Origin of the sequence: Marinobacter sp., from assembly GCF_048259445.1 — a bacterium.
Classification (GTDB): domain Bacteria; phylum Pseudomonadota; class Gammaproteobacteria; order Pseudomonadales; family Oleiphilaceae; genus Marinobacter.
The window spans coordinates 1-12,272 of record NZ_JBLXHQ010000045.1 but is presented as its reverse complement, the minus strand read 5'-3'; the positions used below and the strand labels follow the sequence as shown (position 1 = coordinate 12,272).

Annotated in this window: 9 protein-coding genes; 3 read left to right on the top strand and 6 right to left on the bottom strand. The window is 48.8% G+C overall.

Annotation, left to right across the window (positions count from 1 at the left end; all coding sequences use genetic code 11):
- Positions 1-410 (top strand): MarR family winged helix-turn-helix transcriptional regulator (locus tag ACN0RL_RS19195; RefSeq protein WP_417519750.1); only part of this gene is annotated, 410 nt, incomplete at its 5' end.
- A 535-nt stretch (positions 411-945) separates the two neighbouring features.
- On the opposite strand, the gene ACN0RL_RS19190 is transcribed toward ACN0RL_RS19195, so the two are convergent.
- The 6 genes from ACN0RL_RS19190 to ACN0RL_RS19165 form a co-directional block, all read right to left on the bottom strand.
- Positions 946-2,217, bottom strand: coding sequence for a hypothetical protein (locus tag ACN0RL_RS19190; protein ID WP_417519748.1), 1,272 nt, complete (start codon positions 2,215-2,217; stop codon positions 946-948).
- A 119-nt stretch (positions 2,218-2,336) separates the two neighbouring features.
- Positions 2,337-3,212, bottom strand: coding sequence for an alpha/beta hydrolase (locus tag ACN0RL_RS19185; RefSeq protein ID WP_417519746.1), 876 nt, complete (start codon positions 3,210-3,212; stop codon positions 2,337-2,339).
- Positions 3,213-3,231: 19 nt separating this feature from the next.
- The gene (locus tag ACN0RL_RS19180; protein WP_417519744.1) at positions 3,232-4,296 is read right to left on the bottom strand and encodes an autotransporter outer membrane beta-barrel domain-containing protein; all 1,065 of its coding nucleotides are present in this window, start codon (positions 4,294-4,296) and stop codon (positions 3,232-3,234) included.
- 423 nt (positions 4,297-4,719) lie between these two features.
- The gene (locus ACN0RL_RS19175; RefSeq protein WP_417260861.1) at positions 4,720-6,798 is read right to left on the bottom strand and encodes a hypothetical protein; all 2,079 of its coding nucleotides are present in this window, start codon (positions 6,796-6,798) and stop codon (positions 4,720-4,722) included.
- 216 nt (positions 6,799-7,014) lie between these two features.
- On the bottom strand, positions 7,015-8,307 hold the full coding sequence (locus tag ACN0RL_RS19170) for a hypothetical protein (protein WP_417260860.1): 1,293 nt from the start codon (positions 8,305-8,307) through the stop codon (positions 7,015-7,017).
- A gap of 242 nt (positions 8,308-8,549) precedes the next feature.
- The gene (locus ACN0RL_RS19165) at positions 8,550-9,389 is read right to left on the bottom strand and encodes a glycosyltransferase family 2 protein (RefSeq protein WP_417260859.1); all 840 of its coding nucleotides are present in this window, start codon (positions 9,387-9,389) and stop codon (positions 8,550-8,552) included.
- Positions 9,390-9,601: 212 nt separating this feature from the next.
- Between ACN0RL_RS19165 and ACN0RL_RS19160 the strand changes: the two genes are divergently transcribed.
- Positions 9,602-10,849 (top strand): glycosyltransferase family 4 protein, encoded by a 1,248-nt coding sequence (locus ACN0RL_RS19160; protein ID WP_417260858.1) that lies wholly within the window; start codon positions 9,602-9,604, stop codon positions 10,847-10,849.
- Between the two features lie 235 nt (positions 10,850-11,084).
- Positions 11,085-12,128: a GDP-mannose 4,6-dehydratase gene (gene gmd / locus ACN0RL_RS19155; protein WP_417260857.1), complete on the top strand. Its 1,044-nt coding sequence runs from the start codon at positions 11,085-11,087 to the stop codon at positions 12,126-12,128.
- Positions 12,129-12,272: the final 144 nt, after the last annotated feature.

Sequence of the window (12,272 nt, the reverse complement as noted above, 5' to 3'; positions counted from 1 at the left end):
TGAAAACATCGCAACTTCTTGTTCTTCAGTCTCTCGAGGAATTCGGGGAAATGACAGTCGGGGAAATCGCGAATAAGGTTAATCTTGCCCAGGCATCCGCAACTGCATTGGTGGATAAGCTTCAGGCAATGAACATCGTCCTGCGCGTGCGTGGTGACGCCGATAAACGCAAGGTATTTGTCCGCCTGACAGATTATGGCCGCACAGTTCTAGATCGTGCGCCAATGGCGCTTCATGATCGCTTTTCTGATAACTTCAAGGCACTGGAAGAATGGGAGCAAAGCTTCCTTATTGCGGCTTTGCAGCGCGTATCAGGGATGATGGATGCCAGTGACTATGACGCGGCACCATTGCTCGACCACGAGGTGATTGTCGAAAAGAGCAGTGATCCATCTCGTTCGACACATTAATCGATATTCCGACCGTCAGCACACCCAGCAGTCAACTCTGCACTGATGATGATGCTCATCGGTGTGGGGTGAGAGAAATCCTGCTGCAATTAGGCAGGTCACAAGCCCAAGATAATACAGATACACCAGTAAGATATTGAACTTATTCATATAAAAATTTGTCATAATATATATTATAGAACGTCAATCTAATTTCAGATGTGTTGCGTTGAGCGCGTCTAAATGGCGTTTTTGTTGGCTAGAGAGAACTTTCTGTCGTATTTACAAATCGTTATGACAGTTCAACACATTCGCTCTCCCAACTTGCCTGCCGATTTCAATTCGATCGTGGTTACTTACAACTGCGGTCTTCCACGTTACTTGGCCGATCGTGTGGCAGGCATTACATGGTAGCTCACTGCGTGATACTACCCTCTCAGCAAAGCTCTCGGCGATAGATCGATATTTAAAGGCTGTGATATGCTGGTTGGTGGAGGTCCGCCAAAAAGCCAAGATTTCCTAGCCCACCCGATCAATCCACTTACCACGTGACGGCTTACGCTCGGGTAAACTGCATCGCGTTGTTCAGATCGGTTTGTCGGTTAAAAGGCCCCTGTGGCCACAGCCCCCCCATTTGCCAGAGCAGCCCGACCAACGCAAACGACAGGATATAGGGCCCATGGAAATAGCCCGCGCTGCGGATCCCGGCCATGATCAAAAAACTGGCGATAACCGATAAAATACAGTCTCCATATTTGGTAATGATCGCCAGGCTGCTAAAGACGAAATATACCACAATCGCCAATCCAAACAGTCCCATTTCACCGATCATCTTCAACAATACGACGCTGCCGTCATCCTTATTTAGCGGCCCACTCACGATTTGCTCAATCGCGGTACGAGCAATTGAATCGGCGAAATAGATATTGAAATGCCCAAGCCCCGACCCAAAGATATCCTTCAGTCCCGACCAAGCCATATCCACCCCGTTGGCGTAGACCAACGACGATAAATTGACCCTAGGGCCAGATTCACCGCCAAGTATCTGAACCCCCCCCCATATTCGCGCTGCCAGCTGCGAAAAGGGAGCAAGATGAAATATCTGCCCGCCGACAACAACTACAGTCAACAAACCGACGATCACCAATGCGGCCAAGGCAATCCTGCGCCCACTGTTGACCTTCAAAATCAACAGGACAAACAGTAGTAGAGAGCCCAAAACAGCGGTCGACGAAATACCCAAAAACAAGGAAAGGCCAGCCAAAATGCTATAAACATTAAGGTGGCGACCGCGACTATCTTTAAGGAACATCAAGGGCACCAACGACAGCGCTGCATGAGATCCTTCGCCGTAAAACCCGGTAGCCCCAATTGAACCGAAAATGTATTGCCTGACCGTGTCAAAGTTATAAAAACTGAATAAGCCAAATATTTGCAAAGCTTGCAGGCACAGCTGCGCAGTTAAAAAAACTAGGATTGTTTCCTTTAAAAGGAAAAAGTTATCTTTAAAACAAAAAAACAGTGAATAGTAGATGCCATAGAAATAAATAATGAACACTGTACACATTAGTATTGATCGAAAATCAAATCCATTTATCAGCATCCAAATCAGCTGATGCAAGATAAAAACACCCGAGAGCATAAGGGGGAACGGATTAAAATTTCTGACAATATAAGGCGTATAAACCGCCAAGGAGATAATCGCAAGATAGACGTTGATGCCGACGTCGTAATGGGGCAGACCTATTTCCAACGGCCAAAGAAATATAGCCGATGAAACAACGACAGCACCTAAAACCGGGTAAATTTTATCCTGAACTTTACTCATTACTTTATTTTAAACTTTTCTATCATGTGGTTTTGCCCGGATATCTACACACATATGCTCGATGTTAAGAGCTGGGAAAAGCCTTTGTCACCTAATAAAAGCACCACCACTCGCACCCTCTATTTTAGGAGCCCGTCGATGATGCTGCGATAATGTGTAGCCCAATATTGACCCCAGCAGCAACTATGATCAATCTCAGGGATTTCCCGCCAACTGACACTATCCGGGTACAAATGCATCAGGCGCACCAATTCATGCTTGGACAACCGAACGGGGATGACAGTGTCGTCACCCGCCAGTAGATGAAATTGAGGTATTGACGCGATTTGCGGATAGAAATCTGCAGGGTCCAAAGATTGATCAAGTGGGGATATCTTATGGTAGCGTGTCCAAGTCCGATGATTAAGCAACCCTGACAGGGTAACGATAGCATCAATATCATTGCGGTATGCAGCCAGCAGAATCGCAACCGCCCCCCCGCCCGATCCGCCAACAAGAACCATGCCGTGATGGGCCCGCTTGGCAAGAATCTGATCGATAGCCTGACTCATATCGGCGATCACAACCTCATTAAAGCGCGCATCCGTCCATAGAGCCGATCGACAATTTGCACTGTGACCTGTTTCAATGACATATTGGCAAGGACGGGCGAGATAAAAGGCATTGTAGTAGTCATCGCGCAACGCAACCTGCAACATGAACGGATCTCGGGGCGTTGGATCAGGCGACACCCAATTGTCCTTCACCCAGGCAAAACCATCCCCTTCAAGGTAAATAACGATTGGCCGTTCCGGCGCTCGTTGCGGGCCCAAATAGGTTTTAAGGGTGAAGTGCGGTGTCTCTGCATAAGCAGCAGACCATCGGGCTGCGGCGGCCATTTCATCGGCCTGCCGATATGCCCCCGTCGCCGTCAAGGTTTGACAAGAGGATAAAACCGGCAAAAACAAAAGGGCCAGGCAAATATGCCTGGCCCTTTGAAAAATACGCTGTTTCATATCGACCCGAAAAGACCGATTAGAAATTGACGCGCAACATAGCCGAACCACTTGTCTGGCTATAGTCGTCACGACCCAACTGAGTCTTAACCTGGAAGGCACCTTCGAGCACTCCGTCTTTAGACGAAATTTTCAGGCCCAAACCCGTATCGAATGCGTTGGCATCGTCGTTGATCTCATCCGAGAAGTCATGCAGATAGGTAACGCTCGCAAACGGCGTGTACAATACCGAGGTCGCGTCGAAATCGTACGAAACGCCGCCGCCGATACGGCCCTGACTGGTTTTTGAAGCGGTTGCAGCAACAACGTTCGCATTGCTTTCGCTGTAACCATCCGTGTCGCGATCCGCCCACAAGTAACCAACATTAGCCTGCAGACCAAGTTCATCAAAACGGAAGTTTTGCGTCAAGGTCGTTGCCGCAAACAGGGTCTCAGCGTCCGTCTCGGACTTGGTCAGCCCATTCTGGCGATCCTGATCAACGCTTGACCATGTGTGACCAAGCATAGCCGACACATTCAGGTTACTGGTGATTTCATACAAGCCATAACCAGCAACCGTGTACGCGTCTTCTTGGTAGTTACCGTTATTGAAGGTGGTATCGATATCGGTTTTAGAATAACCAAGCGAAATCCCGGCAAGGAAATCGTCAGTAAATCTCATATCACCACCAACGTTGAGGGCTTTCACGTCCCCATCGAACTCGGTCCCAGCTTTGTCGTCTTCTACGTATGTGTAGCTTCCGTTTGCCCAGGCGCTCATTTTTTTCTGATCGTCACCAGCAGCTAAGCCGTTTTGCTGTTTAGTGTCGAACAAAGCGATGCTTTGCTTATCGTCGCCACCATCCAGTGCGCTAGAAATCGAGCCACCACCAAATCCGCCGCCGCCAATATTTCCAACCATAGCATCAAGGTGGGAAGCGATGTTGCTCACGTTTGCCGTCGTGACTGTGCGTGAAACGGTCGGAGCAACCACAGTCGCACCCGCAGCGTTTTCACCCGACGTATAGGTTTCTGCAGATGCTTGGAAAGCGCTGACTGCAACGACAGCGACACAGCTAAATTTTAAAAGCACTTTCGAAAGCACTATAGACCTCCCTAAATAACGAAACACATGATCTAGCCTAAACGTATCGTATAGTATGGCAACAGACGCAAACAAAAAAAACCAATAGCAGCCTCAATTGCCTTTAATCAGCCAATATTTGTGATATTTTTGCAACATCAGTTGTGATATATACATCTTACCAGACAGCACGTCGCCAGCGTTTTGATTTGATATACTTAATTCTGGACGGTATGCCTTTACGCATTTCATACCGTCCCTTTTAAGGGATGCCATGTCGGCATCATGGTTTTGGAGATTTTGTATGTCGTATTACCAGAATTACCGAGCCACTGATTGCCACATGTCGCGCGACGAAGTCACGGACGAGACGCTTTAGCCTCAACCACCATAACTTTGCGGAACGGATGTCACCCCAAAAAACACACCACTTTGCGACAACACCTATTGACTTCCCTCAAGTTCGTCGCGAACTTTTTGCAACTTTGCCAAAACGTCATCGGGCAAACCAATAAAGCGCTCTAGGTGATATTTCTCGATTGCAGCAATCATTTCGGTCAGTCCGTCAAACACGCGTTGACGCGAATGATCGTTAAGTTTTTGCTGGCCGTTAAACCATAAAACAATCGGATTTTCCGGATATTCGCGGGAAAATGCATTTAGGATCCGCGCACCTTGTTGCCGGGTTTCATCGGAAACATCGGCTTCTGCCAAATAAGAAAAATACGTCACGAGGACATCAATACGATGCGGCGCAACGGTAATAAGCAGCTCGGCGACGTCCCCCCAATTATTGCGCAGTACTTGTTGAATATCTTTGGATGCGGGTGGCGCATCGGCGGAGCTATTGGCGAATTCGGCGGCGAGCACCAGGTAGGCAAGTACCAATGTACTATTAGGGTGAGAGTCGATCTCACGGCGCGCCTGCTGTAACAATCCCTTACACCAGTCGAGTTGGCCGACTGAGATATTTTTCAGCCCCTCGCTATCTTGTTTGGCCAGTGGCCGACAACCATCAAGCAATGCGCGCTGCAGCGAGATGCCGCCGCGCGCGCCATCATCGGGAACCACAAGGCCGTTAAGTGGGTTAGCATTTGCGAGAAACAATGTTCTATCCAGCCCCCTATTCTGCCAATACAGCCAACCTGCACTCCCGCACAAAACAAACCCGATCAAAACGGCCCCCATCCATGCCCGGTGCGGCCATATAACAAGTCCCCAACGCCGGCTCGGATCGCCGCTGTGTCGCAATGTTGCCCCCATCACCAATGCCAAAAGCGGAACGAGAGAGGCAAATTCAAACCAGATCGATATCACTGCCATATAGCCCAATGCAGTCGCAATAACGATCGCACGGTGCTGCGGCGCGGCTTCATAAATCCACAGGACAAAAACGATCAGATACAATGCCAGTGCAACAATCCCGCCAGAGAGCAGAACTTCGTAGGGGATCGAATGGGTGTGGACAAAATCGCGATAAAACACATCCCAATTTGGGTACAGAAAACTTTGCCCCGAGAATGGGAGATAATTTTGGATGTAGAACAAAGAATGGCCAAAGCCATTGCCCAAAAGATATGTCCAAGCCCCGCCATCGCCAAAGGCATAAGCGGTTAATTTCATCATCAAAGCGCGCGACACCATGGAATAGAGACGAGGATAAAGCTCGGGTAAGCTGGCTTCCTGATAACTATCAATATTCTGTCCAAGCGCCCACAAACCAGCCATGATACAAAGTGGCAGCACAACGACCGCGACCATTGCCCCCCAAATTGCAGCGCGTTGCCATGTCGGTTTGCCACGTGCAAACAGCGTGGTCATCACGGCCCAGGTAATCGCACTGAGCACAAGCGCCAGCGCTGCACCTTGGTTATTGCCGTCCAAAGACAGCAAGACAGCAAGCCCATATCCAATCAGCACCACGACATGACATACGCGCTGAGGCAAAGCGAACTCTTGGCTTAGGCAATACAGCAGGGCAGGCAGCAAAATGGCGAACACACCGATATAATCACCAAACCCAAAAAGACTGAAATCAGAATGCGCACTCAGCCGATTTGCTCTGGCAGCATAAAGGATCATGAAAATGGCGGCAATCAGGGCTGTGCGCAGAGCAGGTCGTCTTTGCCGGGACGCCCAAATCAACAGCATTATCCCTGACCAGCAGAAAAACAGCGCGGGTCCTTCGCCCAGTTGTGGGCTGCCCAGAAAGGACAAAACAGGAAAATGTGCAAACAGGCTGGTGAAACTGCACCACACAGCAAAAAGCAAACATGCAGCAACCGTGAGCGGGACCTTAGCAAGGCCTTCGCGATAATATAGATACCCGCCCCATAACCAGGCCATTGCCCCCAAGGCAAACACCGCAATCACGTTTGGCTCGCCGTCACGCCATACTCCGAACCGAAAAATCGGAAGCGACGCCACGGTCGATAACGCCGCCGCCCCTAAGATCAAAGCCGTGACAGCAAGCTCTATTTTTCCCAACCGAAGAGACGACAAAGCGAAAGATGTTTTGCGCATAATGTGAGCCCCCCGGAAGCGTGATGAAAATATCGCAGAAATGGATACAACGATGCTGAGGCAAAGCCAATGGCAACCAAAAATGAAACAGACATCGAAATCGCGCAACACATGCCTGTTTTGAACTGGCCTGTTTTCCGCCCCAGAAATAAGATCAACCGGCTTCTGATTTTTTGACAGCAGGTGTCAGCAGTGCCCCTCTTTTAACACTATTTGCTATGACCTGCGCAGCGATGAGAAAAATTCGAGAGCAGTAGGATAATGAGTCTTCTCGGGCGCATCTAATGCTTTGGCAGAATAGAAATCTGATCCCAGGGTCGTTAAAGCATATAAAGACTCAACAACGGAAATCTCTTGATAGAAAGACATCTCGTCGCCCACCGACATGCCGAAAATGTCTAAACTTACAACCTTCCGCTGACCAAGGCGCATCGCCCAAATCAGCACTGACGATACATCGCCCACCACGACCGAGCTCTCAACGATCATCGCCTCGGCGGTCATTTTTCCTGTCATAGATTGAAAACCGGGCAACCTTTCAGACAGCCGTTCCGTGACCGCTGTCATAACCGGGTCATCGACAAAGGATGGATGCAACTTCCACCAGATTTCAGGCAGATTGCTTTGCAGCTGAACAATCTCCAGCGCCTCCCCCCACAGCTCAACCAAAGCGTCGACCTGCTGTTCAAACGATTGGCCGTTGTCATAATCCAAACAGCTTGAGGGGAGGACTGCAATGCGCGGCTCCTTCCCTTTCGTTTTAAACAGTGCGTTTGTCGCTTGTTCATTCATTGGATGTTGGATTAAGTAAATATTCTCTAACCCCGCCACTTCCATAGCGTAACTTTCCCGCTCGGTCTCCGTATAACAGACAATCGCATCGAAAAGGCCTCCAACATCTTTGTGAAGCAGCTTCCCCCGCCAAGGGCAATGGCTCTGCCTTATTGGATCGCGCGCAAATAGCAGGGGAAGAAGCGTAAAATCACGGACTCCGACCCAGCGCCCCCAAATGTCGTGTGCGAAGTCGGTCAATATCTTTGGCAGCCAAGGCCAACGCTTTTGCCAGGCCAATCTGCGCAGACCGACCAGCTGCTGATCTGTAACGGCAAAATCAGTAACGGGTTGGTGGACACTCAAACAAATCGCGATGGGTGTTTTCGGACAAATTTCACGCACAGTACGAGAGAGAATTTTTTGATGGAAATAATGCCAGTTATTCATCAGCACCAAGGACGGGCGCAATTCCTCTATAAGGCGCGGAAGCCTCGTGCTCAGCCAGCGAAAGAGCGCCCATCGGCAGTTATTGAGTGGCATGACTTCAATTCGGACAACTTTCCCTGCATCTTTTAGAACCCGCAAAGCCGCTAAATTCTCGTTACCTTGCTCAACTAGAAGAGTGATGTCATATTGCTCCGCAAGTGACCAACAATAGAAAAATCCAGCATTAACAAAAGAATGAAAAGAAAATGTATCAATTATAAGAGATTTTTTTGTGTTTTTACCGTTCATTGAAGGATTTCCTAAACACCATTTTATTAAAAACGTTGAAAACCTATTAAAATATTATTTTTACGACATCATTATTTCAATAAATAGTGTTTACAATTTCTATTTCGGCAACAAAGGGCGATTTTATTCTCAAATAAATTCAGTTCACCCCCCTTCAAAATCTATACAGATTACCCCATAATTTTTTCTGAGATCTGTCGCAAAACTAGCTTTTAATCCCGCACCGGAAAACGACTGAATGCCTAAGGGTGCTGACGAATTTTTGGCCGCCGGAAAAGCGGCAATCCGTGACGCTTTGCAAAAAGTCTCAAACTCGCCAAATGCATTGAGTGGGCACGTGTCCATCGCCAATTCCAGCCGCTTTGTCGTCGATGATCATGGATGAATTTCACCGTTGGTAAAATTTGAACACGACACCCTGCGCGATGTACCCGTGCGCACAAATCGACATCATCCATGTAAAGAAAGTATGCCTCGTCCATCGCCCCGACGCGGTCGAATAGATCACGCCGAACAACAAACCCAGTCCCCATGACCCAATCCACATCAAACGGAACGGACCGTGGATGCCGCATCAATAAATGACTTCGGTTCAGACGACTAAAAGGAAATAGATGTTTAAGGAAAGATCGACGGACAACGACATCCAGCGCAGAATAAAACGTCCTTGCAGAATATTGCAAAGAGCCATCAGGGTTTATCAGTTCCGCGCCAACGAGGCCAACGTCCGCATGCTCATGAAAGTGTTCTAAAATGCGGTGAAGATTGGCTATCTCCGGATAGCAATCCGGATTGAGTACAAGGATATAAGGGGCGTTACCGGCACGGGCCCCAATATTAACCCCCGCCCCAAACCCTTTATTGATCTGCGACAGGATAACGTCAACTTCAGGTGGTAAATTCTGTTCAAGACGCGGTCCAGATCCATCTGGGGACAAATTATCGACTACGTGAATCTTTCGCAGGGCGGCCTCGCCCTGCTGGATCAAATGTGTGACGCATTTAAACGTATCGTCGTAGGTGTTGTAATTAACAATAACCACGTCGAGAAGATCTGAGTATTTGGCATTAGAAACACTCAAAATCCGAGCCCCCTTCGAAGTACCTTATTATCGAAAACACTCACCGATATACGCCCCTGCCAATTGAATACGCCTGCCTGCCTAAGGGCTGTTTTAGCACGCAAAAATACGCCGAACCAGAGTAGAAAAAGAAAGCAAATTAATGCTATGAACCTTCTGATATTCTACGAGCATTCACTTTCGCCTCCTTGTTGCGCAAGAAAGCACTCAATATGCAGATTTCGACAATTGTCATCTTAACGGACTCTGTTCGCAACAACGGGGGGGCAGCTAAAGTTGCTATAAAAAGTGCAATCGGCTTATGTGAGTTGGGGTATCGGGTTATTTTCGTCGGAGGGGAAGGTGGCACCGTCGATCAGGAATTAGAAGCCAGCAGCACCGAGGTCATCTCACTTGATCAACCTTCAATTTCCAATCCATCTACCCGACGCAAATCTTTTGTGACCGGACTTTGGAACCTTGATACGGCAAACCATCTTAAGGGGATTTTAGCGCCACTCGATCCTGCTGCAACCGTCGTCCATTTGCATAGTTGGTCAAAGGCCCTTTCAACGTCGGTTATCCCGGTCATCCGACGAAGGCGCCTTCGCTTGGTGTTGACATTACATGACTATTTTACGGCTTGTCCGAATGGTGGCTTTTACGACTATAAGACACAGAAAATCTGTCATCGTACACCTTTAAGTCCCGCCTGCCTGAGCTGTAACTGTGATGCTCGTAATGTAACTCATAAAATGTGGCGTATTGCTCGCCAAGCCATCCAACGCGGTCCTGGAAACTTTCCTGCTGCGGTAGATGCATTTATTTCGGTCTCAGACTTTAGCCAAGATATTTTACAACCCTTCTTGCCAAAAGAAACCCCGCTTTACCGCGTCGACAATCCCGTTGAATGCATCAAATTGCCTGCGTCTCATCCGGCACAAGCCAACGGCGTTTTGTATATTGGGCGCTTATCCCCAGAAAAGGGACCGGCGCTTTTGGCCGCAGCCGCGCGTGACGCAGGCGTTCAAGTCACTTTCGCGGGCGATGGAGAATTGAAAGACAGCCTTCAGGCCGCCTACCCTGAACACACATTCACTGGCTGGCTATCCTTTAGCGATATTTTACCGTTGATTGATCAAACCAGAGCCCTTGTGCTGCCATCGCTATGGTATGAAACCTTGGGACTAACGGTACTTGAGTGTGCCGCACGCGGAGTGCCTGCAATCATCGCAGATCGCTGTGCTGCGACTGATGTTGTTATTCAAGAAGAAGCAGGCCTGTTCTTTACCAGCGGAGATCAAGTGTCGTTGACACAGACACTTAAACGCCTTCGCGACAATGAACTGGTGGCGAGACTGGGCTTAGCCGCCTATAAGAACTTTTGGGCAGCACCTCCAACCCTAGAAAAACATGTTAACAACCTTGTTGAGGTCTATAATCGGATCCCATTGCCACGCGCACCTGGCGCAATGTGTTAGAAGAAGTAACCATGTTAAACGAGTTTCACATGGCATTGAAACCATCACATGAATGAAATATCTCGTCACGGTAGGGAAACGACCGCCTCAGGATAAGGTCGGCATATTCACAAAGCGCTGCGCCAAGAAATTTATTCCTGAATAACAGATAACTGATACTTATCAATGCGGTGGGAGAGAACGGCTTTTTGTTCGAGGTCCCTCGAAATTTTTTAGTAAGGATATATTGAAGACTATGAGCAAGGTCGCACTCATTACCGGCGTTACAGGACAAGATGGCAGTTATCTTGCCGAATTGCTGCTTGAAAAGGGCTATGCCGTCCACGGAGTTAAACGGCGGTCATCATCCTTTAACACGGAACGCGTCGACCATCTATATGTCGATAAACACGAAGGAAATAGTCGCTTTTTTCTTCATTACGGCGACCTGACCGACGCAACGAACCTGATCCGACTGATCCAGGAAACGCACCCTGACGAGATCTACAATCTGGGCGCACAAAGTCACGTTCAGGTCAGTTTTGAAACACCGGAATACACCGCCAACGGTGATGCCCTTGGAACCTTGCGTTTGCTCGAAGCTATTCGCATTCTGGGTATGTCCGATAGCTGTCGCTTTTATCAAGCGTCGACATCGGAGCTCTACGGCAAGGTTCATGAGACACCACAAAAAGAAACAACGCCGTTTTACCCACGTAGTCCTTACGCCGCCGCGAAGCTCTATGCCTATTGGATTACAGTCAACTACCGCGAAGCCTATGGAATGTTTACGTCAAACGGCATCTTATTTAATCACGAAAGCCCCCGTCGCGGGGAGACATTTGTGACCCGCAAAATTACCCGCGCGGTTGCAGCCATTGAGCACGGCACCCAAAAGTGCCTTTATTTGGGGAACTTGGACGCCAAACGCGATTGGGGCCATGCGCGCGACTATGTGGAAGGAATGTGGCGAATTCTTCAACATAACGAAGCCGATGATTTTGTGCTGGCGACGGGGCGAACCCGAACGGTGCGCGAGTTTGTAGAACTGGCCTTTGCCGCCGTCGGCCGCATGATTGACTGGCAAGGCACGGGTACCGATGAAGTCGGAAAGGACGCCAAGACAGGTGAAATCCTGATCGCCATTGATCCCGTCTATTTCCGTCCTACCGAAGTAGATTTACTGCTGGGCGATGCGACCAAAGCCGAAACCAGACTGGGGTGGAAGGCAACCATCACCTTGGAAGAGATGGTAAAAGAGATGATTGAGTCTGACATGCAAAAGCAGTCAGTACGATAAAGTTTCACGGTTCCGTATGTTTGAGCCATCGACGATCTCCCAGTCTTGTCCGACCGGCCATCTGCGGTGCTCTGCGCCCTTTAAACTGGATCGTTTTTAATTGGAGTTTTCCGCGCTAAATTTCTGGTTGGAAAAAGGAGCGGA